Below are 23747 nucleotides of genomic sequence, written 5' to 3' on the forward strand. Positions count from 1 at the left end.
ATCCCGATGACAAAATTAAAATATACTCCTGAAATCAGAGAAAGAGCGGTTCAATTATTGATTGAATCTGAAAAAGATTATCCATCGAACTGGGCAGCAGTTTCCGCAATTGCTCCTAAAATTGGCTGTACTCCTGAAACTCTAAGTGTTTGGTATCAAAAATACTTAGATCAACAAAACCCAATTAAAGTACAACAGATATCTGATCAAGAAAAAATGAAGCAAATGGAACGTGAAATTAAAGAATTAAAGCGTGCCAATGAAATTCTACGTAAAGCAGCCGCTTTTTTCGCCGAGGCGGAGCTCGACCGCCCATACAAATAATGGTGGATTTTATCCATAACAATAAAGATCGATATGGTGTTGATGCGATTTGTAGGATTTTACCGATCGCAGCTTCAACCTATTACCGAACTTTAGATCTCGCTGACAATCCAGAACATCGAGCGAAACGAGATCTACATGATGAGCATCATGCTGAACAAATTAAACGAATTTGGAAGGAAAGTTCAGGTCGATATGGTGTACGTAAAGTCTGGCAAAAATTAAAACGTGAGGGTTATGTTATTGCACGTTGTACAGTTGCTCGATTGATGCAAAAGCTAGGTATACAAGGTGTTTGGCGTGGTAAGAATAAACAAAGCACCCGTAACCGAGATGACCAAAAAAGGGCAGATGATTTAGTGAAACGTAATTTTAATGCTGATCATCCAAACCCTTGCGAAGCAATGCTTCTCAGGTGGGTGACTTTACCTATATTCAAACTCATTCAGGCTGGGTATATACCGCATTTGTTATTGATGTGTTCTCACGAGCCATTGTTGGATGGAAAGTATCTACACGGATGAATACAGATATGGTGCTCGATGCATTGGAGCAAGCATTGCATGATCGAGGCATGCCAAAGAATGTGATTCATCATTCCGACAGGGGTGTGCAATATCTTTCGATTCGTTATACCAATCGTTTAGAAGCAGCAAATTTAAGAGCATCAGTCGGTACGACTGGTGATTCATACGATAATGCTTTGGCTGAAACAGTGAATGGCTTATACAAAACAGAGGTGATTGAATATTTAAAAGCAGATTGGCAAGGTTTAGCGGATGTACAGCTTGCGACACTAAACTGGGTAGATTGGTTCAATAAAAAGCGTGTACACAGTGCACTGGGTTATGTGTCGCCTTTTGAGTTTGAAGCAATGTACTATGATAAGATTAACCCGTTAGGTCAGGTGGCCTAACTTAAATAAAAAAGTCTCCGACAAACCCGGTACGGTTCAATACTACCCAAAGACATTCCCTCTCCAGTGATCGATACAAGCTTCTCATCAGGACGTATTTGAATCAACACATCGGTACATTCAGTTTCTATATGTGGTTCATTGAAAAGTATTGTTCTGTTCTGATCTATAGGACTTACAAATGTTTCATAAATTGCAATCATCGGATGCTTTGTTTCGAGTACTTCATTATCCTTTTGAACAAAAAACTCATAACCATCAGCTAGTCTCAACAAATTGTATGCCAAGAAAAAGATCTTACCATGCACTATCTCTACAATATCATCGTGCTTTGCTGTAAGTAGTGCAGATGTAGGATGGATAAGGAACTCATAACCCGATCCTGAATAAAAAGTCTCACTTTCAACAAAGACTTTAATCACAGATTTTGGTCTTTCAATTTGAATAATTACTCTTTTTTCAGGAATTTGTGGATAGTAAATTTGAAAAGAAAGAAATTGCTCATCATCTTCAAAAGGATCTAGTATCACTAAATCCTTTTGGATTAAACGATCAGCAACTAATCCATCTACGAAAGATTTTATAAAATCATTCTGCATACTGGAGAGATCTAATTTCTCAACTTCTGGTACGTTGCCAATCTTAAACATTTTCTTATCCTTTTTAACTATTTCTGTTCAAGTAGTTTTGCTGCCTTATATGGTTTCAAAGCGATTAGATCCACTTTACAAGCTGCACCTGCTGTAAGTGCATCAGCTCCCCCCATTGGAGAATTTATTGCATTTATCTTATTGCAGATTTGGTAGACAGAGTTCACAGCACTCATCGAATTATTCCATGCTGCATCTTTACTTTTTGCAGGGTTAGAGGCTTTTATTGTATCGGCTAAGCCATTTAGTTTTTTCTCAATACCTGCATAACATTGGATTGCATCACCATAGGAAGAATCAGCACAGTTATATTTAATTTCCTGAATATTACTGAACTCAGTCTCAAACTTATTATTAGCTAATGTTAAAGTTGAAACAGATAACAACGCAGAAAATAGAACTGTTTGTATTTTCATTTTTTCATCCTCACATTAAAGTTTTGCGTAAATAGCAGCATTAAGACTGGCTTTGCAATATGAAGAACTGACATTTTCAGCTGATCCCGTTTTGAGCTTATTGCATTCAGACTCAATTTGATTTTTAAACTGATTAAATACAGAACTATTCTTTTGAGCATTCAAAGAAACCATCGTATTTTTAACTGATGTATAAATACCAATATATTTTTGATCTGTCTCTTTAACATTCAGAGATAACGGATTGTCCTGTAATTTCTGAACAGCTTGATAATACTGATTATCAAGACCTGTATTCGCAACAGCACTGGTAGCATAAATGCTTACAGAGAGAGCACTACATAGGATCAAACCAATTTTTTTCATAAAATTCTCCTTACTCGTAATTATGGATATTCAGGGAAATAGGTACGAATATGTGATTTAAATTGAGATCCTGATACTGCTTCAGCACCAGTGATGACCCCATCACCATTCACATCCCATGCAGGGTTATCTCTAAACACATCAGGGTATCTAGCAATTGTATAGCCTCCACTTGGTACACCCATGACTAGACTATACAATTGGCCTAAACTTGTTGGTTTTGACTCACGTAAACCACGATCCTTAAAGTACTTCTCAACATATTTCATCTGATCTGAGAATGATAATGCACCGAACTGGTCTCTAGTCATTCCCCAATAGTCCCATTGGCTTCTAGGCGTATTCTTATTACCTGTGCCGTCAGTATATTGCATGAATTGAATAAGTCCTGTTGCAGATCCTTTAGGGTTTCGTGCATTTGTACTAAATGAACCTGCTGTTTCAAAACTAATTACCGCTGCCAAGTCATTAGGATTTGCACCTATATTCTTCGCTACTCTAATAATTGCATCTTTCTGTTCTTGAGTTAATGCTTTAGATCCACTGCGTTTAGTTACAACAGACGTTGCAAGTTGATAATCAGAAGCGGTAGGAGGAAGATCTTCAAGTTCTAAGTTACTAATTAAAGCTATGCTTCGACCGCTTTCAATTGCCTGTCTTAATTCCTCTACTTTTCCTGCTATATATTTGGCCTTTGCAATGGTATAGGCAGCAAGTAATGCTTCGATGCGTTCATTTTGACGCATCAATTCAGTTTTTATATGATTACGGGCAACTTCCATATTAAGAAGTTCAACCCATAATGATCGATTTGAGGCTTTTATAATATCTTGTGCCCATCCTGAAGATGAGAACCGCCTATACGCTAAATCTTCTATATGCCCTTTAACCGTCTGATCATCACCAATATCAATTTTAATTGGCTCTTGTTCACCTATCTGGCCAGTGTCCCTGAAGATGTCTTCAAGCTCTCTGTAAGTGACGTTTGGATCATAGGCCTGCGCCTCAGTGATCGTTCCATCCTCAAGAGCTTTTTGTCTTGCCTCAATAACCGATATATTTAATTTCGCAAGTTGCTCATCAGTAGCTCCATAACCCTGCGGTAAAGGAAATTTTAGGCCTGAAAATTTCGGCTGCGATGCACCAGATCCTACTGGTAAACTTGCTCCATAAAGAATGTTAAATTGTTGCCGAATTGTTGATCCTAGATAGTTCTTATATGCACTCGCATTAATCGGTATATCATCTTTAAGATAAGGCGTAGGATCTGTAACATAGTAGCCACTTAAACCATTTCTGTTTGCGCCGACCGATTGAATGTTTTGAAAAGGATTAGCATCAGCTCCCTTACTGGAATTGCCTAACCATGCGTTACGTGCTCTGGTACTTTCTTTTTGAGGGACAGCATAGTCAAAATGTAAATGAGTACCACGAGATACACCCGTGTTCCCCATCGTACCAATAAATTGCCCTTTTTTTACTTCTGTTCCGACATTAATTGGTGATCGATTTGCCAAGTGCAAATATTGATAAACATCGTTATTGTCTTTTCTTCTTATTCGTATGAAATTACCGCCACCATTTAACCAGTCATTTGCTATAACTGTACCATCAGCAATAGCATAAAGTTTATGGTCGCCATTAGTATTGACAATATCCAGACCTGCATGTGTACGTGCTGATCCATCCGAATTAGTACGCCCCATTCCAAAACGGGTAGTAACAATTAAATTACCAGATAAGGGCATTTCCCCTATGGCAATATTTGTTGGCTTTCCTGTCTGACCACTTGGCTGATTATATTCAAATTGCATTGAAGCATGGACATCACCATACATCAGAGCACAGAGAACAACGCAAAGTTGCTTCTTTGAATTAAAAATTGTCATTTATGCCTCTTTATCATTCAGTGGTAAACCATCTGAATATCTAATTTTGAATATCTAATTCTGTGTTCAATTTTCTTCTAAACTGCTGAATTATGCAAGTTTTATAGCATAATGTTTTTATTTTTTAGATATATCTAATTTTTAAAAAACCTTTACAATTCTAAAATTGACTACCATATTGATTTATTTATACTTACCTTATGTATATAAATATTAAAAAAGGAGATGGTCATGAATAATCTTCCTTACTCTGAGGGCGGTTTGGATGGTGGAATGTTTCATCCATCAGTCCTCGATAGAAAAGAACGTGAGTATCAGCAATACATGGATACTCAAACACCTATTGCTGCTCAAAAAATACGAAATTTTGTAAATGGGAACAATAACCATAGTTTAGGTCAAGCTCTACCAAATGAAGTTTTATATGATCAAAACTATGTTAATCAAATCGCAAATGAGTTAGAGCGAGTTAAATTACAGTTATTACTCACTCAACGTGAATTGAATTTAAAGAATAATCAACTCAATGATGCTTATTTGAATATTTCTAAAGGCAATGCAACAATTAATCGTCTTGATGATTTAATTGATGATTTAAAAGCAAAACTTAGTTCATCCAAATAACATTGTTAAAAAAAAAAAGAGTTTCTTAAGAAACTCTTTTTTTTATTTCAATTAATGCCGTGAATCTTGTGATAAGCCTCTATTATCCGTATTCAATGATTGGAAATTTCTTGATTGTGGTAAGTATGGCGCATTGCCTGTTTTAGATAACTGATTTTGACCCGATACAGGCGAGAACGTCATACTGGAGAAATTTGGTATAGCCATTCTATTCGCATTATTGAATGAAGATAACTGTGCAGTGCCTAATGTAGCTTGCTGAGAAAGCCCCTGTCTTGCGTTATAAGCACCATAAGCAGCTAACCCACCTGCAATACCCCCTCTCGCAATACCTTGCCCTACTGCTCTCCCAACATTGTTCTGTTGAGGAGCTGCTCCTACAGAACTAGGATTAGCATTAGGCAAACTAGAAACTGATCCTGATGGCTTTGCTGTAGATCCAGATCCACGATTAACTAAAACAGTGCCATCACCACCCTGCGGTCTTTGCCCTTGTCCACCACCGCCACCATTTGGATTAGGTGAAGCACCCTGTCCACCAGATCCACCACTACCACCATAATATCCTGCTGCTTTAGGTGCTGCACTACCAGCATTATGTGCAAGATTGGTCTCACCAAGAGAACGAGATAAATTCGTACCCAACCATGAAATAACACTATCAGCCAGTGTAGTCGGCAATGAAAATATCAAAAAGATGATTGGTAAAAGGATCGTGCAATACAAGATCACCCAAGCCATCAAGAAGAAAAATTGTGATAGTGCAGCAATGAATCCATTTGATGTGAATTGAGTTGCACCCATGATTGTGAAGAATACGTTTGTAGTAAAAGTAATAATAGGATCTGACAGCATAAATGCTAAATAGAATCCCATTAAAGACAACATAGGCCTGAAGAACAAAGCAATAACGGTCAAGTATCCTTGCATCTGCGAACCAACAAAGGTTCTATCAGGAATCATGTGCATAATCGACCATAAGATCAAACCAGTCATTGCCTGAAGAATGTGGAGCACCCAACCAATAACAGCCATCAAGAAGAATACATACGGTAATGTTGGGATAATAATAGCCATGTAAATTGCTACCAACTTACCCATTACCATGATTTTCCCTAACTTCTCAGATAAGTAATCAACCAAGCCAATTGCTATCTGAGCAGCTGTACCAATGTTGTCTGAGAATACTGCACCTGTTGCACCACCTACAGTTAATCCAATTCGCAGGCCAGAAATAGCACCATCCAATTGAGTTAGTACGATATGCAAAACATTACCTGTTGTTTGCATTCGAGTAATAGCATCAACATTATTGGTTGCACTAGAACCAACAAACGTATCGATAAAGACTCGCATCGTTTTCATAACTAAAGTTGTATTAGCGTCTTCTACATCAGCTGCAATACGTTTATATGAAACATCTTCACTTGTAAGATCCTCTGGAATTAAATTTTCCATATCAGACGTAGACAAGTTAGTTACTACTGTAGGGGTTTTCATATAATCATTAATGGCCATATCCATTTGACGAACGAGAACGTTATACATAACTTTCTCTTTCTCACTGGATACTCCCTCACGATTCATCCGTTGTAAGTCAGGATTAGTACCACGATATATGACTTTAGCTTTAGCATCATAAATATCTTTCTGGAACTCACCCATTTGCCTTTTGGCTAATGCAACCTGAGTCCAACCTTTTTGAGCATAGTAATCAAGTGTTTTTTGGATATATGAGTTTTGCTGCGAAGTTAAATAATTCGTGATTTCGGAATCCGTTCTTGCTATCTCATCTGTGATTATTTTATCAAGGACAAGTGGATCAAATCGTTGTTTAAAGATTGTTGCATAAGACTCAGGACTTTCTGCCAAATCAGGAAAATTATTTACATAAGCTGTGATAGCTGTATTTAATCGACTAATACCCTGAAATTTTAAATTCTGAATATTCAGAATCATTCTTGTTTTATAGGTTTTATAATCATCCAAATCAGGATTTTGAGTTAAGTACTTAATATTAGTCCCTAACGCTGAAGCATTAGTAACAATATAGTCAGAGCTACCACAAATTGCTCCAAAGTATCCTTGATCTAAATATTTATTATTATCAACAAGTTCACCATGAAATATATTTTCACCACCAACCGTTTTGATATAACTTCTTGAACCATCAGGATAGACTTTTTCGCCTATTGAAGCATCTGGACTGAAATTAGCATTCAAAACCCTTGTACATTGGTACTGACGTATTTTTTGTAACGCAAAGGCTCTATATCCATAAGGATCATAGTTATCAATGGAAGCGAAACTTGGTGATGGATTTTGAATAGCAGTCTGTAGGAATTCTCGATTCGCTTTATTAGTCATTCCATTTGACGCCAGAACAATCATCAATAACAGAATGTTAATAACACTATAGAGAGAAACAGTAGGTAGTAAGAAAACCACCGCAGTAATAAAGCGAATTACAACCCACCCTTTTTTACTTCCCTGTCCAAACACTTCACCATCTTGAGCAGTGTGCATCACAGAAGAAAAGATTAGACATAGAAAAAGGAAAGCAGCAGCTACAAGTCCCATGTGCCCTAGCGCACCAAACAACACAGGGGCAAGTTCGCCACTAGGCGGTGCAGTTGCAGCAGGTGAGTTTCCTGTTACAAACGCTTGAATGAAATCGTGGCCAAAAATTTTGCCTAGTAACGCAACAGCAGCATCATTCTGACAGGTACTATCAGATGAAAACGGGCAGTATATACTCATTAATGTTATCCTTTTTTATCCTAGCAAATCAAATTGTCTAGGCTTACAAGTAGCTCTACTATCTTGTTAATTGGAGTAAAGAATACGCATAAAAACGGACTTTCTTTACTATAGGCAATATTAATTTAAATTTTAGTAATACACAATTTTTAAAAATTTTCGAGCAAAGATTTTTTTGTTGAGATTCTAATCATTTTTTAAAGCACTTTGAAAAATAAAGTATTACAATCAATTGATACGAGTTGTATAGTAGTGTTTAATGTAAAACTTAATGTTAAGTTTTAGCGTCTATTAATTTAAAAATTTATGTTTACAACTAATGAGTTAGGAAGAATCAATATCTTTAGAGGTTACGGGTATGTATTGTAGTACCAAATCATATACAAACTTACTTGCATCGATTGTTGATATGCAACAATCTGCACCTTTAAATACAATGCACGCTAATCAGATCCTAAGTTATGCAATGCAGGCAGGAAATGATAACAAGCTGAATAAAGTTTTAGAACACAGGATACAGCATGGTCTCAAGGATGTTGACAATAGCTCTGTTGCCTTAAAGCATCAAATCATCAATGATAAAGTTTTGGTCAACCTGAAACGAGAACGTACAGCTCTGAATGAAGCAAACAATCTCGTTTTTGAGACTGCCCTCGCCTTTATGAAAGATCCTTCACTTGAAAAAGTTAATGATGAATCTCTGACTAAAACTTTACAATGTATCAAGAATCTTAACTGCGAACGCTCAGCAAAAATTGATTTCGTGAGATCAACAAAAGAGAACGTACTGGCATTCGTACCAGAAAGCCAAAAATTCTCAGTTGAGAAGCAAATTGTTTCTAAACATAGAGAAATTGAAAGAGATAGCACAACTACCCAAAAAGTTGTATTAAAATCTACTATTGAAAACAGCTTTAATCCGCAACGATAAACTTAAGATATGACCGTAGATCGGCATGGAGGTTACAATGGATACAACAGATATTAAATGCAGTAAAGTTATTCCCTTTACTGGACTACTCTCACCAAGTCCGCTTTTAAATAATTTGCACAAGACGGCTAAACTTGAAATTCCAGAAGTTAATGACCACCGAAAATCTTTAGGAAACATCTTTAACCGATTAGGAATCAATAATATCCAATCGCTCATTTTAGACAATCCAAAGTTAAACTCAGTTGTTTTAAGTGAAGTAGCGAATAACTTCTTCACCAGTAGCTACTATAGAAAAGCAGATGAATTGGTAAGAACAATGTCTATGCCAAATTACCAATTTGAAAATGACTCAAATGAAATAACAAAATCCGCAACTCCCGTAATCAACCCAATGCAAAAAGAGATTATTGAGCAAATTAAGGCCAAAGAACAACTTTCGCAGCAACGCTCGAATGAAGTAACAAAAGAAAATTCCAACAATCAAGAACAAGGTTTTGGATCATTCTTCTAATTTTTAATCAAATATATTTGACGGGGAGAGTTCTCCGTCAAATAATAAAAAAAACTTAAATCAAGTTTTGAAATTCTTTCAAGCTCGTTTTTATATTTTTGTTCAATCATCAATTTATCAAAATCAATAAAGAAACCAATATTTACTTCAACAATAAACTCTGAATAAAATCTCAAATAATAATAAACTATTTGGAATGTTGAAAAGTTTTGGAATGCTTCTGGACTTACCGAATATGCACTTTCATACTTATTTTTCAAAAATATAATTACAGATTTTATTTTTGTATTAATTAAAGAAATTAATTCTTTTGAGTAGGCAACCGAATTATTGATAAGTGTCAGATAATTATCACTCAAAAATTTATATACATAATTTTTTGAAAAAATATAAGCCATAGAAAATAAGAGTTCATACTTTAAATAATTAAGCTGCACAGCCTCGATTTTACTTTTTTGCTTTAATAAGTTGGCATCGATATATTCCAAAAAGTTAATGTAAAATCCTTGCAAGGGTAAAGTTTTCTCAATTTTAAAAAATTGTTCTGCATAGTGAATACAGGTTTCTCTAAACAATTTTTTAAAATCATCAAAACTAAAATCACATAGATTCTGATTGATGAGAATAGTGGTATCAAGTTGAATCTCAGTGTTTACTGGTTCATGAATAGTTTGTTCCTGATCCTGTTTTAGAGATATGCCCTCTCCTGATAATTTGACTGTATTGACTCTACCATTTGACTCAATCCAGTTTGTTATTTCAAACGCTAGTTCAGAGAATTCAGCTTCAGTTAATTCTCCAACATCGTCAACCAGATTAACTTCAACCTTATTAATCTGTTTAGTATTAGTAAAACCTAGTTCACAGATCAAATTATCAAAACAAATTAAAAAATTAGAGAAATTTGCTATTGCAGATTCAAGTATGTTTGAAATATGGAATTTTGTATTTAAAAGATCGGTTTTAAAACAATTTGAATAGTTACCACTAGAAGATAGGATAAGAATGAAAAATAAGTTCCTAAAAAAAGGATGATCAAATTCTTCACTGGAATAGTTCTTCCAAATGTCCTTTAGATTTGAAACAATTTCATCACAAGATGTAAAAAAAGGATCTGTAGTCTCTGGATCTATCAGGCAATTTTCCAATACAAAACCAAAGTCACCCAACTGAAATTGAGAGTTGTTTTTATACCAAAATGGTAAAACGATTTCAGGATTTTTATTATCAATTTTGCATAAATATGTGCCGTATTTAGAACATTGTTCATGTAGATAAAGACATAATATTACGTGGTGAATTCCCCAAATCCTAGTATAGTCTTGATTAAAGAATGAATATTTAAAAAATATTGAAGCATAACCATTCTGTAAAATATGCTGAAACTTATTAAGGATATATTTACTATCTAAACCACTATTTAAATCTAAATGCTTAATCTCATTGTCTTTATTGCAATAAAGATTTAAGTAACCTACAAATTCATTATCATTTTCAGTCAGCAGTAAATCTTCAAAGCAATAATATTTTATCATTTATATTCCATGTCAGTAGTAGGTCTTTTAAAAATATATTCTGACAATGAGAAGTGCATATCTGAAATAAAAACTTCTTCTTCAATTGCTTTCGTTACAGCTTCTTTTAAGTTTTTCTCAATAGCATTTTTATTTTCGCCTTGTTCCAAAGAATTATTTTGTACAATTGAATGGTACATAGCTTTAATTATAAATAAGCTATCTGAAGAATATTTTATTACCTTTTCATCAGTGGAGCATTCAATAAACTTTTTTGTATGAAAAAAAGTGATTGGAAATTTTTCGATAATTTCTTTCAGTGAACCTATGCGTGAAATCAACAGTTTTGAGTTAATGAGTATACGGCTCAATTCGGTATCTACCATTGAAAGATAGATACAAGTTTTATCGAATGAAACTTGACCAATTAGCTCTGTAGAATTTATTCCACGTACAAGCACGAAATCCTCAGCTTTTATCAAAGATTCAATTGCAGAATCACTTTGAATGGCTTCAAACATTGTCAGCTCCATTTGCTAATAATTGCAGTTTAAATTTTCCTGAATCCAAAAAGTCACATAACTTAGAGAATGGTAAATTTTTCTCTATAAGTAATTGTATAACTTTTAGGATATGAATAAATCCATATTCAATAAATTGCCCTTTTACTTCAAACTCTATACTAAACTTGAAGTCTCCAACTGGACTCAATAATTTAGAAAAAAGAGTATTTTCCAATAAAAGTATCTTTGAAATTGGCATCAACTTCACTTCTTCAGTGATTGCATCCAAGTAGTCTACTTGAAGTGTTTCTTTGCGAAAATACAATTTTATCTTTGATTTTCCAGTGATCTCAATTTCTTCATCAACTTCACTTAGTAGACAAATCTTACGGTTTTCAAAAAAACCATAGTAGTCTAAATGTACTGGCCTACCTGAACTTTTATTTACAGCCTTAAATAAAGAATACTCATCTGGAGACAGACCTTGACTATAATTTTTTGCAATCAGGTCAATAATTTTTATTGACTGTTTGTTTACCATCTAAGTGCCATAAACGGAGCATTAATTAAATGTGCTTTTGTTTCCAGATCAAGAATGTGGTCTTGAGGATTATTAGCCGAAAGGTGATCTCTTAGAACATTCCTAATAGTCAGATTTATACTTTGATCTGCTTCATAATAAGACTTTGAAAAAAGAATGCCGAAATGGAGAACGTCTTTCAATGAGTACGCTTCAAACAGCGACTCAGGGAAAAGTGCAATAGTTAGTGAACCTATGAGCGTTTCAAATTTAGACGGCTCACCCTGCTCCCCCACTTTCATAAACTCATTTATAGACACTGTTTTTGTTGAAAAAGATTCAGTTCCATCACCAATCTTAAATATCTCTGAATTACTCTCCGTCATCAAAGACATGTAAACTTGATTTTCGATGAAATCAAACCCACAAACGATTTCATACCAGTCATCTCGATCTACATGGATAAATGAAGTGATGATGACTTTATTGTCTACTTCTTCTATCGAATAACCTCTTTTTGATTTCTCTTTAGAAACATACCCCTGCCCATCAGATTTTGGATATGAGTCCAACAATTCCGTTATGAAATCTTGAGTTTTTTCTTTGGGCAAATTTGCTACCTGACGAACCTTTAAACCAAAAAGTTCAGAGCCAATGTCATAAGTATTTCGTATTGTTGTATTCATGGCCAGACTCATTGCTACGGAGATACATTAAGAGTATTTTAAAAATTTTAAAGTGTCAATTTTTAAAAATTTGTTCTTTGGGAAAATGTATATAAATGAGTTCAAGTTTGTCAAAATATCGCTCAACTAACATCTTTAGCCAAAAATAGAAAAATGGGGCTATCATACTAAATGATATGGATTTTAGTGCAGTAGTCGGTGTTACTTTAATCGGCTTAAATAATGACAAATCTTTATTTTCTTCATATTCAAAAAGTATCTCTGAATCATGATCTTTGTTACGGCTGTAGTAATACATAAACTCCGATTCTGTAAGAAAACAAACTACAGGATATAGATAAGTTGCACAGCTCTCTGGATCTACATAACCATCCATATATTTATATTTCAATTTTTCACTTTGCATTCGACAATAGCTGAGTAAAACTGTCTTCAATTGAAAATTTGTATTATTTAGTTCCATATCATACTCTCACAGAATTTTCTAACTCTGCGTTCACCTCAAGAGTGTTTTTAGCAGAATGTTTTGGTTTAAAAACATACTCACGCAAACTTTGCATGGTCTCTTTGTAACTTTGCAATATCTCTACCCTATCTTGGCCAGAGGGTGTAATACCAGATCTTTCACCATTCGTTTTGGGATCTTCCATACATTGAACGATATAACCCACACTTACACCCTTTTCTTTAAAGAGATCCGTAACCAATGCTTCTCCACATCGTGCAAACTTCTCACAGGTTCTTGACCAGTAAGCATTAGCTGTAACATCGAGTAACCGAGCTTTACTTGCGAAATTATTCTTATTAAACATCGCATCTAATGAAAGATCATTATTATTTTTTGATGAGTTAATTTTGAAAAATGCCTCTGCTCTATCAATCAAGATACGCAGTGATCTTTCTTTCATTTTATTATATTGAGGATCTGAATGCCGTATAAGTTCACTAATTGCTAAGGGTAAAATCTGGCTTTGAATTATTTGAAAAGCAACAGCATGTATTTCATTTTCAAGTCCTTTTACATTTCTGTGTAATCTGAGATGACTGTATAATTCTCTAGTAGAGGCTATACTCTCCTGTCCAACTTCATTTTTAGCTCTCAATAACCGATTACTTTCCTCAGTTATCGGATTTGATAACGTATATCTTCCAAAAGAGATATTGTCTTTTCTCAATGCAGCTCCAATAGCACGATACATACTAGCAGTATTAGACTGATGCAAACGAAGATCAGGTATAAATAAGGGATTTTTATAATGTTGATCCAATTCTATTGTTTTAAGTCTATAAAGACTATCAACAATCTCACTCATCGTTTTATTCAGAAATTGAGCAGCATCATCTTTGCCAATTTCTCTAACAGCATTAATTAATTGGTCTTTTTTTATTATTAATCTCTGTAATGAGTTTTCAATCACTTCCTCAGAACGTACTTTAATTAGATTTATACCCTCTTTAGTGAATATTTCATCAGCTTCCATTTTGCCATTCAATTTTTTTTGCAAATTATAAAAGGACTTAAGTATTGGGTTTGAATCAATAATATATTTTGAACTTTCATAATCAACATCTGCCATGAGTTCACTCAAATAATAATTTTTCTCTACAGCATTAAAACTACCACTTTTGTAAACTAACTTTTTCGTTTGTTCCTCTAAAACCCTCGCAGCATAGTGATCTAATGAGTGAAACCATTCATGTGATACTGAACCTGCACCACGTACTTTTGTTAAATTAAATATTTGACTATAAGGCTCATAATGCGCTGCTGCTGCACCTCTGCCTGCTCTACCTCTTGCACCGAATGCTATTGCCAATTCACCATTAAATGAAATATCAGAGTCAGTCAAGTTCAATACATTTTTTAGCTCACTTAAGCCATCATAAGTAATGTTTAGTAGTTCCTGTCTTTCATTTTGTGTAACCCAATTACCAAATTGCACAGCTCGAAATGCGAAATTCCTACCAAAGTCATCGACTGTAACATCCTCACTATTTCTATAGTCAGTTGATGTTTCGTGTGTCAAATTCTGGAGAATCTGAGGATACCTAAGATCTAGACGTTCTGGTTGATCTTGCTTGATTTGCTTTTTATACTCTAAATCAAATCTTTCAGTGATTTTTATACTGCTTTCTGAAATGACATTATCCGATTTATTTTCTAAGTCATTTAATTCTAGATCCTTATAATTTGGATCATAACTTGCTCTAAAATATGAAATCTCTTTTTCAGGTGTTATATTTTTTTGAATTTCTAGACTTAAATTAAGCTTTTCTATAACTTTCTGGATTTGATCTTTGAAACCACTCCCATTCCTTATAATTTGAAAAAACCCATCTTGGCCTGTAACTTTCTCGAATGTATAAAAAGCATTTTCCAATTTAGCATGAGGAGGTATTTCATATTTTGAAAGTTGATTTGTATGATTAATCTCTCCTCCAGTTTCAACATATCTTCTAAAGTAGATCTCATCTATTTCAGAAGTATCCTCATTTATGGTATTCACCATAACTTTTATTGAACCGACTTTTACGTCTTCAAGAAAAGACATTGTTTTTGATAAGTTTGAGGATTTTCTATTTACTCCTTTAATGAACTCTCGGATGTTAGACCGAGATGAATCATTAAATTCTGGCGACTCAGGATCTAGATCATCAAAGTAAAACTGTTGTGGATTTGAAGCTACTTTATCTATAACATTCTTATAGTTTACAAGCATGTTAGTCATAGCTGATAATGGGTAGCGATCATGTAAATCAATACCTGCTTGAATAATTTCCTTAAAATGTCCAACAAACTTTGAATAGTCTTTTAATCTTTGAATGAAAATTTCTGGTTTATTTTTATCAATTTTAGCCATACTCAATTTATTTGGGATCATATTGTAAATTGATTGTGCAAAAAAGAATAATTCATTCGATTTATCCTCCAACTGAGGCAATGTCTCTTTTTTGAAGTTCCACAAAGAGCTTTTTTTATATTTATCAACTAATATTTCAAAAGAATGATTTCTATCTTTTTCTATCTCAAGTAATGTTGAATCTCTATTTTCGTAAAAGTGCTTTCGTGCACCAAAAACATTTTCGCCATAATCTTCAATTCTATCGGCAGTCCTGTTCTTCCCTTTCTCTATTGTTTCTATGACAACATCCGTTGTCTTACTGTGTTCAATATTTTCAAAATTTTGCTGCTGTTTTTTTATTAATTCTAATTTGTTCGAGTCTAACTCGTTATAAATATCAATTTTATGAATGTATGCTAAAAGAGTTTCTAACTTCTGGTTGCTATTGTTTATCCCTACATCCGCTAGTTCAGCTTTAAATTGATGAGATAACACATCCACATAGTCTTTTTCGTGAAATTTCTTAATTTCCAACAGAAGTGAATCTATGAATTCCTCATCAGGGCTTTCAATAAAATTTTTCAAATTCTGCGTTATCTTCGCAATTTCAGGCAAAGCATTTTGTACCTTTATTGCTTCCTGCCATGAATCCGCTGAATACTCTAATATTTCAGGTGTTTCTTTTATATTTGATATAGCTAATAGCGTCTTATTCTCCATAACACTTACAGGCAGAACAAAAGATAAATCTGCTTTTTTAAATGCAGATTCAGGAAATCCTAAGTTCATTAGCATTGATCTATCAGATGTGATAACTCCAAAAATCTTACTATCGTATCCATATTTTTTTAATGTATCTATTGGCAACGGGTTTTCAAAAGATAAATCTATGAATCGTTCATCCTTATTTTTATTAAACTCATTAAATTGTTTTTCAATGTCTGCAAAGCTTTCAAGTTTGAACTTCTCTGCATAAACCTTTGAATCAACAAACCAGAATTCTTTTTGTGTATTTTGACTTTTTGAAAAGCTTAGCCACTGATCCTTATCAATTTTCAATCTAGCTATCGCATTACTTTCAGGCATTTCAACAATATTAGAGTTATCTATATTTAGAAATTTTCTAAATAATGATGGTTGAATTTTATTGTCTGCTTTTACAAATTTAGGATAAGAATTCTCAGAATTAACACGATTAAAACCTATGGATTCCATGTGTAATTGAAATTGGTCTAGATCAAAAAAATGATTCAATCTTTTAATATCATTTATTGAGACAATAGCAAGTTTGTCACGATTTTTTGTCGGGTGTCTAAAACCAACATTTAGACCGTAATTTTCCAAGTTTAACCATTTCATTTTACAATCCTCAATATGAAAAACTTTCATTTATGAAAGTTTTTCAAAATCTCAATCTGGTTCAACCACCCTCAAATATCTTTCATAAATGAAAGATTTCTAAAGTTTACTTTGGAGCTGTTGCTGAACCTGCTAGATTTTTATTGGTCAAAGAATTAACTTTCTTATTTTCTTGTGATACTAAAGAAGCAAGCATAGATTCGATACGTTCATTTTGCGCATGTTTATTACCCATTATTGCAAGCTCCAAAGCTCCCTCTTTAAGAATTTCAACTAAAACTCCACGTTCAGTCTGTCCCACTAAACTTCGATTCCAGTTCTTATATTCCTCACCATGACCAAGATAACGATCTACTTGCTCACGATATTGTTGTCTTAAAGGTTTTACGGGTTGACCAGACTCAGTTCCATTTGGTGTAGCCGTAAATTCTGACTGAATAGCCATAAGAGAGTTAAGCGCAGGTGAAATTACAGCATCTTTTTCAAATTTTTGACGTAAATATTCCTGACCTCTAGGAGTTTTAGCTGCTGTAGCACTTAATGGTGCATCTGGAAGACCAACCATATTATTAATAAAACTGGTTTTAGCCATAGCGTATTTATCTGTAGATGATGAATACTCAAATAGCGTAGAGGCTTGTAAATTTGCTCCTTGCATTTCACCTACACTCAAACAGAGACCTGCTGCTGCTTGTTCGGATGTGCAGAAATAATCGTGGTGAAGCTTCAAAGCTTCATCTTGTGCTTTTATGGGATTTGCAAACTTTCCTGTTCCTGCTGTAACGTTCTGGAAAACCATATCAGCTCTTATTTCTTTATCCTTTTCCTGTGTCTCAGTGATAGTTCTACGTTCATTCAATACTAGACATGGGTTGTAACCTTGACCAGCTGCTCCATAATTGAGAGCTGTATCTTTAATTCTGTCTGATTGTTTCATTGCCCCAATTGCACTCGCTGTTGTACGTGCAATTTCCATATCTGCATGTGCAATATTAGAAGCATTTACAGCTTCTTGTTGAGTTTGAACTCCAATTGCCCCAAGTATCATACTTCGTTCGAGTTGCAATGCAGAACTTACAGATGTATCTAATGTATTTAAACCTGTAGTGAATGTTGCTTTGAGCTGTGCAAAGCCTGTACTCATTTGAGTTAAAAATGTAGGTGTCATATAAGGTGGACAGTAATATGCAGCTACAGATGTACTAAATAAGCAAAGTGCCAAGAATCCAGTTTTACGATTCATATTATTCTCCTAAGATCGGCCTGCAATAGACTGATAGCTTTTCTTAGTTTTACTATTCGCTTCATCTGCGCTGATTAAAAGCAGTGATGCAAGATTACCCTCAAGTCGAAGACCACGTTCATAATCCTCATTTAAGAGCCAAATATTTGCACCTTTCTGGCGTGCCATCTCAACCAATAATCCTCGTGTACTTTGATTCATCATTGTAGCCTGCCATTTCTTTGCTTCTTCCGTGCCATAGTATCGACCTATGACATCATCGATCATCTGGTTAGGTGATCGCAGCTCACCATTTTCATTTTTTATCGTTTGAAGATTAGCAGCATCAATTGATGCTAAAGAATAGGCAGGAAAGGCTTGTAAAGCTGTTTTGCGGTTCAAAGCAAATAAGTATTGTTGACCTCTAGGTGTCATCCCGTTGACGCTATTCAATGCTACATCTGGAGCACCTAAAATATTTCCACGTAAACTTCTACGTGCCTCAGCTTCTAAACTATTCGTTTTGGCAGGTTGGAATAGTAAAGCTGCATTGGTGTCGCCACCTGCAAGCTTACTTACAGTACATAAACCTTTTGCAGCTTCTTCTGCTGTACAAAAAAGTTCACGATGACGTTGAATAGTCTCTTTATTAACTTGATTTATATCGTGTACTAATCGCCCTGTACCCGTACTGGTATTATTAACCATTTTTGCAGCGAGCTTTTGCGATTCGTTTTTACCATTACTTAGTGTTGCATTACCAACAAGAACTTTACAAGTATTATAGCCTTGACCCGTTGATCCATAACTTAGAACAGTATCAATAATCTTATCTTGTTGACCTATTGCTTGGATCGCTGTTGCCAAGCCTTGTGCTGCAATTTTTCTTGCATCAATTACTTGTGTTGCACCTGCACTTGATTGAGTAACTGCTACACTAATTGCTGAAGAAATCTGTCTAGTATTTTCCTGAATGGCATAAAGCAAGTTCGCTTGTGTAGTAGCGAAATTGGTTGTCATGGTCGCACTTAATGTTTGCACTTGAGACTGAAATTGAGGCGATACGACTTCATATTGAAGATTTGCATTTGCATTTGCTTCATAAAATGGAATGGCTAAAAGGGAAGTTGTAATTAGTAATTTGATTGATTTCATTTTTTATTGACCTCCAACATTGTAAGGAAGTCTTTGAGAGACTTGATTACTTAAGACAAAAGCCGACAAACTATTACCCGAAGTACGTGTTATATAGTCGATTTGTTTACTGATACATTGTGCATTTGAACAAATATCTTGTGCGGAATAGCGGTTATCAACAATATTCGCAATATAGTCTGTTGCAGCCTTATGTGTATCTGATTGCAATTTATTATGGTTGAATACCAGTGAATAATTAGAATCACCGCTTTGCAAACCATTAGGTAATATTGAACAAATCCCCATGTTAGCTTCTGCAATACTGCAATAATTTTTATGTCTTTCAATTCTGTTCGCTTCAGCTTCAGATGAATTACTCATCATCACTTTCATAAAGTTGGAAACCATGTCTCTTGCATAGATTGATGATTGAACTAACTTAATTTTCTCAGCTTGCTGATTGGCAAAAACCACACAAGATGTTGTCTGTGAACTTCCTAGACGACCTGCATCATCAACCATAAATTTTAACAGGCGATCAGACATATTAATTGCACCAATTGCCGTAGCAAGGGCTTGATGCGCATTCTTTGCTGATTCTGCTTGTTGTTGTGATCCAATTGCTTTTTGCTGTGTTAAAACACTGTAAGCACCTTTAACCTGCTGAGTAAGCAGGTTATAACTATTCTCAGCCTGCACAGCGAAGCTGTGCGAAGAAATGGAAAGCAAGGACAATAAAAGTAGATTACGATTTATAATCATTTATTGCCTCCTTAATTTCCGAATATGGAATCAAAGATAGAAGATTTACTACCTGAGCTAGTATTATTCTGTGTCTGATTTCCTTGAGTACTAGCAGCTAAGTTACCTGTACTTGCAGTAGCGGTAGGGTTAGTAGCATTACTCCATGTATTACCATTTGATCCACCAGTTGTATTCGTTCCAGTTGGGTTGGTCATACCGCCAATAGAATTATTCACTGAATTTTGAACATTCTTTAAATCAGTATTAAATTGCGTTGTTTCTGTTGGGAAAACATTTACTGATTGACCAGTCGGAGCTTGAGTTTTATAGATGTCCGCTAATTCTGGATCAATCTTACCTAAACCTCCAGTTACAGCCCCTTGAACCGCACCATTTAGATCAATAGTTCCGTTTTTATTAATGATGTCAATTGCGTTGTTTAAAGGCTCAAGAGCTTTTTTCGTTGCTTCATTTACCATCGTACAAACTTTACGTGTAGCGTAAGCTCTTAGTGCTGCAATCGCAGCTGCTTTCATACCACTGAAATCTGGAATAGCAATTGAAAGGTCTATCATTTTCGTAATATCAGAGAAACAGCTAGATCCTGAAGAACCTCCTGAGCTACCATTAAATAGAGCATCAATGTCTACTGGAGCAGTATTAAGAATTTGACGATTCTTAATTACTTCTTGTTGTGTCCAAGCAATACTACCTTGCGTATTAGCATCACCACATCCAACCGCTGCTGTATTGATTGCAGACTGTGCAGCTGCGGAGTTATCGTCAGCAACGAAAGGGGAGGAGGTAATAGTTGGGATATTTGAAGTAACGGTATTTGTATAACTATTTCCCACTGTTGAGGACTGCTGATTAATTGACTCGACATTACTTTGAGTAGATCCAAGCGAGTTTAGACCAGTATTCGATGCAATTGATGAGATTGATGTAGCAGTTGCTAAACCAAAACATACACCTATAACCAGACTTCTTAATTGTAATCCGTGATTACTAGAAGAAATCTTGGTAACAAGTTCTTTACGTTTAAAAGTAGAGGCTTTTTTCATAGTAATCACCTAATTTCAAAAAGATGGAAAAATATTATTGGATTTTGCGTATGCCAAGATGCCTTTAATTTCACTGACATTAATCGAGTCATACACTGAGATTGTTTGCCAATGCCGTATAAAGAATAGAAGCCTTGCAAGAAATAACTGATCTGCTTTATTTTCAATAATCCAGACTATTAGATCAGTTAAATGCTGATTCACTTTTAAGAATTCGTTATTTGCTTTACTACTCGATATGACATTTCTGATGAAGTAGATGACATAAGAAAAAGGACTTGCTGAGAAAAAGTCATAGATAATGGGATATTCGATTTTATTAACATTTTCTTTGCGGAATAGGTCAATAAATTTACTTAGATTTTTTATACACTTATCACTTACCTCAGTACTAATCGAAGTAAAATTAATGCCAAGTAAGTCAGATTTTTCAGGCGTGAATTCAACCAACAAACCAAACGATTTAATTTGATCAGGTAAGCTTTCAAAACTGGAGGCAATAATAGTTTGTGATACATGAGTATCATTAAGTGCATAGGCGCACACAAAGCGTAAGAGCGTGTCCAAATCTAATTGAACATTATCTATATTCAAGTTGTCCATTGTTATCCCAAATCTCATCAAGAGTATTTGTATATATTTGCTATATAGTAGTGGTTTTTAAAAATTTATTCAATTCATTGAGAAATGCCAAAAACTCGCTGAAGACTATTTGCTATTGTTGTTAATGGGTATTTTCTTAATCTTAATTCTGCCGACTCCAATGTTAGGCAAAACTGCTCTTTGAGTTCATAAGCTCGAATTTGCAATTTGTATTGGTCTTCTAATCCTTTTAGTTTTTCTTCTCCGTAGGAAAACACAAGTAACCATTCAGAATCAGAAACCGTTATTATATCTACTTCCGCATAGTAGTTTTTGGCGACTCCAACCATCTTGATAGGATCTTCGTATACATCATTAAAGTCGTCCAAAACTGGTAAAACCTGTTCAGAAAACAAATCTTTTAACCAGTTGAGGTTTTCAAAACCTAGAAACGCTGTCTTGTCTCTAAATTTAGTAATTGTTTCACTAGCTGAGTTCATCAAGAATCTCCTAAAATTACATAATATTAAGGGGTAGGGGAGTGTGAATTGTCGTCTTGGTTATTCGTAATTCCCACTTTACTTTTAACAAATTCAACCACAGCTTTAAGTGCTGATTTGATTTGTTCAGCATAACGTTTCATTTCTTCACCTAGATTGAACTTTTTACCATCTTTGTCAATGAAGTTTGGTACTTGGTTAGATATGGATTCTTGATTTTCTACAATTTGAGTCAAATCTTTGGAAAATTTTTCTTTTAATGATAGGTCAACTTCACCATTCTTTAAAACATCAACAGCGGAATTCGTCTTGTTGACGAAGTTCTGATGCGAATCATACATATTTGAAATGATCTGTTTTCCTTTTGGAGTACTCTCAATCAGATCGATCTGGTCTTGAAACATCTTTCGTAATGGTTCATTTTCACCTTTATTTAACTCATCCACAATTGTATTTAAATCTTTATTATTTGCTTTCCCATATTCAACCATTTGCCCACGAAAGTCGTCCATTTTATCAAATTTCCAAAAGTCATCGATGCTTTGGCTATAATTTTGATGTGCATCTAAAACATCATTATATTTTTCACATATCAATTGGTTAGCCACTACGGATTTTAAATCCATCTCATCATTTGCTATTGTTGATTTAAATGAATCAAACCGATTTGCTATCACTGCACTAGGATCTTTATTGCCATCAATTTGTGTATTCAACTCTTGCACGGCATTTTGAGAGCGATCTTTGAATAAATTACTTAAGTTTGGAAATAAGGAATAATTTTTAACAGTTCCCCCTGAATTTCCTTTTCCTCCACTTGCAACCAGATCAGAATTAACATTAGATGCAGGCACTAAACTTGTAGGTGGTGTGAAACTATCATAAATATAATTAGAGTTTTTTTCCTGCAACAACTGCATTGCTTTTAATAATAATTCTTCTTGATTGGTGTTTAATTTTCTTTTAAAGAACTCCTGACCATTTACTTTTACAAGCTCTTTACTAACATCGTCTATGATCTCGTTTTCTTGATCATTTTCACTATCAATTACTACTAAGTCCTTTGAATCGCTAAATTGTAATTCATCATCTAAAACTTGATATTCAGTTCTATCCAAATCAATAATGTCAGAGTTAGGTAGATGTTGTGTACTTTCTTCATACTCTACGAATGCAACGTCTTCATACAAATAATCAGGTTCTTGTAAATTTTGATTGAACTGCTGATCATCAAAGTTTTGGCCTTGATTGAACTGATGATCAACAAGGTTCTGTTCTTGAGGATACTCATTCATACCCTGATTAACATATTCATTCATTTTTTCTGTCCAGTTATCATCAAATTTAGCTTCTAGAGTATTTATCACTATATTGTCTTTATCTAACTCAGATAGAGAAATTGAATCATTATCAGCACCAATATAAAGCAGCTTACCTGCTGTATTTCTGAGTTGTATATGTAGTGTTTGGTTAGTCTCAATTTCATCCACAATATCAAGATTGACAAGTGAAACCCTGTTATCAGTTAATTGATTATCTAAAGACAATATAAATTCTGATAAATTTTTACCAAACTTAGATGTATTTTGGGCACTATAATTTTTTAAATTTGACCAAGTTGATACCAAGTCTAAGTTATCTTGGTTTAAATGTTCATTAGTTTTATTTTCAGGATTCATGTGC

The 23747-nt window shown here is 34.5% G+C and carries 21 protein-coding genes, 1 pseudogene and 1 other annotated feature; of the genes and pseudogenes, 4 read left to right on the top strand and 18 right to left on the bottom strand.

Annotated elements, in window-relative coordinates; all coding sequences use genetic code 11:
- Positions 1–6: 6 nt before the first annotated feature.
- Positions 7–1240 (top strand): annotated as a pseudogene (locus QLH32_RS19090) (IS3 family transposase).
- Positions 282–398: a sequence feature (AL1L pseudoknot), on the top strand. Its footprint overlaps the pseudogene before it by 117 nt.
- On the opposite strand, the gene QLH32_RS19095 reads toward QLH32_RS19090, so the two are convergent.
- The 4 genes from QLH32_RS19095 to QLH32_RS19110 are packed head-to-tail and all read right to left on the bottom strand — an operon-like array spanning position 1237 to position 4561.
- On the bottom strand, positions 1237–1890 hold the full coding sequence (locus tag QLH32_RS19095) for a hypothetical protein (RefSeq protein WP_283269465.1): 654 nt from the start codon (positions 1888–1890) through the stop codon (positions 1237–1239). The pseudogene QLH32_RS19090 and the gene QLH32_RS19095 overlap by 4 nt on opposite strands.
- A 17-nt stretch (positions 1891–1907) precedes the next feature.
- Positions 1908–2306, bottom strand: a complete 399-nt coding sequence (locus QLH32_RS19100; RefSeq protein WP_129262118.1) for a hypothetical protein — start codon at positions 2304–2306, stop codon at positions 1908–1910.
- 15 nt (positions 2307–2321) lie between these two features.
- Positions 2322–2672 (bottom strand): hypothetical protein, encoded by a 351-nt coding sequence (locus QLH32_RS19105; protein WP_044424405.1) that lies wholly within the window; start codon positions 2670–2672, stop codon positions 2322–2324.
- Positions 2673–2692: 20 nt separating this feature from the next.
- The gene (locus QLH32_RS19110) at positions 2693–4561 is read right to left on the bottom strand and encodes a M23 family metallopeptidase (RefSeq protein WP_283269467.1); all 1869 of its coding nucleotides are present in this window, start codon (positions 4559–4561) and stop codon (positions 2693–2695) included.
- 231 nt (positions 4562–4792) lie between these two features.
- Between QLH32_RS19110 and QLH32_RS19115 the strand changes: the two genes are divergently transcribed.
- Positions 4793–5185, top strand: a complete 393-nt coding sequence (locus tag QLH32_RS19115) for a hypothetical protein (protein WP_044424407.1) — start codon at positions 4793–4795, stop codon at positions 5183–5185.
- 51 nt (positions 5186–5236) lie between these two features.
- Here QLH32_RS19115 and QLH32_RS19120 read toward each other — a convergent pair whose 3' ends face one another.
- A complete protein-coding gene (locus QLH32_RS19120) occupies positions 5237–7945 on the bottom strand; it encodes a DotA/TraY family protein (protein WP_283269473.1) in 2709 nt (902 codons plus the stop codon).
- A gap of 409 nt (positions 7946–8354) precedes the next feature.
- Between QLH32_RS19120 and QLH32_RS19125 the strand changes: the two genes are divergently transcribed.
- Positions 8355–8876: a hypothetical protein gene (locus tag QLH32_RS19125; RefSeq protein ID WP_225761870.1), complete on the top strand. Its 522-nt coding sequence runs from the start codon at positions 8355–8357 to the stop codon at positions 8874–8876.
- A 37-nt stretch (positions 8877–8913) separates the two neighbouring features.
- Positions 8914–9390: a hypothetical protein gene (locus tag QLH32_RS19130; RefSeq protein WP_283269475.1), complete on the top strand. Its 477-nt coding sequence runs from the start codon at positions 8914–8916 to the stop codon at positions 9388–9390.
- On the opposite strand, the gene QLH32_RS19135 is transcribed toward QLH32_RS19130, so the two are convergent.
- The 13 genes from QLH32_RS19135 to QLH32_RS19195 form a co-directional block, all read right to left on the bottom strand.
- A complete protein-coding gene (locus QLH32_RS19135) occupies positions 9387–10925 on the bottom strand; it encodes a hypothetical protein (RefSeq protein WP_283269476.1) in 1539 nt (512 codons plus the stop codon). The two genes, QLH32_RS19130 and QLH32_RS19135, sit on opposite strands and share 4 nt — an antisense overlap.
- Positions 10922–11425, bottom strand: coding sequence for a hypothetical protein (locus tag QLH32_RS19140; protein WP_061403675.1), 504 nt, complete (start codon positions 11423–11425; stop codon positions 10922–10924). The genes QLH32_RS19135 and QLH32_RS19140 overlap by 4 nt, the downstream gene beginning before the upstream one ends.
- A complete protein-coding gene (locus tag QLH32_RS19145) occupies positions 11418–11948 on the bottom strand; it encodes a hypothetical protein (RefSeq protein WP_061403674.1) in 531 nt (176 codons plus the stop codon). The genes QLH32_RS19140 and QLH32_RS19145 overlap by 8 nt, the downstream gene beginning before the upstream one ends.
- Positions 11942–12613 carry a hypothetical protein gene (locus QLH32_RS19150; protein WP_283269477.1) on the bottom strand — a complete coding sequence of 224 codons (672 nt, stop codon included), beginning with the start codon at positions 12611–12613 and terminating at the stop codon, positions 11942–11944. The genes QLH32_RS19145 and QLH32_RS19150 overlap by 7 nt, the downstream gene beginning before the upstream one ends.
- A gap of 55 nt (positions 12614–12668) precedes the next feature.
- Complete coding sequence (locus QLH32_RS19155; protein WP_227552798.1) at positions 12669–13076, bottom strand: hypothetical protein; 408 nt, start codon at positions 13074–13076, stop codon at positions 12669–12671.
- A gap of 1 nt (position 13077) precedes the next feature.
- A complete protein-coding gene (locus QLH32_RS19160; RefSeq protein WP_283269478.1) occupies positions 13078–16815 on the bottom strand; it encodes an LPD1 domain-containing protein in 3738 nt (1245 codons plus the stop codon).
- A 106-nt stretch (positions 16816–16921) separates the two neighbouring features.
- On the bottom strand, positions 16922–18058 hold the full coding sequence (locus QLH32_RS19165; RefSeq protein WP_209798081.1) for a hypothetical protein: 1137 nt from the start codon (positions 18056–18058) through the stop codon (positions 16922–16924).
- Positions 18059–18067: 9 nt separating this feature from the next.
- Positions 18068–19192, bottom strand: a complete 1125-nt coding sequence (locus QLH32_RS19170) for a hypothetical protein (RefSeq protein WP_283269479.1) — start codon at positions 19190–19192, stop codon at positions 18068–18070.
- 3 nt (positions 19193–19195) lie between these two features.
- Complete coding sequence (locus QLH32_RS19175; RefSeq protein WP_061403669.1) at positions 19196–19936, bottom strand: hypothetical protein; 741 nt, start codon at positions 19934–19936, stop codon at positions 19196–19198.
- A gap of 11 nt (positions 19937–19947) precedes the next feature.
- Positions 19948–20982, bottom strand: a complete 1035-nt coding sequence (locus tag QLH32_RS19180) for a hypothetical protein (protein ID WP_209798083.1) — start codon at positions 20980–20982, stop codon at positions 19948–19950.
- Positions 20983–20997: 15 nt separating this feature from the next.
- Positions 20998–21585, bottom strand: a complete 588-nt coding sequence (locus tag QLH32_RS19185; RefSeq protein WP_240016424.1) for a hypothetical protein — start codon at positions 21583–21585, stop codon at positions 20998–21000.
- 74 nt (positions 21586–21659) lie between these two features.
- On the bottom strand, positions 21660–22064 hold the full coding sequence (locus QLH32_RS19190; protein ID WP_209798085.1) for a hypothetical protein: 405 nt from the start codon (positions 22062–22064) through the stop codon (positions 21660–21662).
- A gap of 26 nt (positions 22065–22090) precedes the next feature.
- Positions 22091–23743, bottom strand: a complete 1653-nt coding sequence (locus QLH32_RS19195) for a hypothetical protein (protein WP_283269481.1) — start codon at positions 23741–23743, stop codon at positions 22091–22093.
- Positions 23744–23747: the final 4 nt, after the last annotated feature.

The organism is Acinetobacter corruptisaponis, from assembly GCF_030053775.1.
Lineage (GTDB): Bacteria > Pseudomonadota > Gammaproteobacteria > Pseudomonadales > Moraxellaceae > Acinetobacter > Acinetobacter corruptisaponis.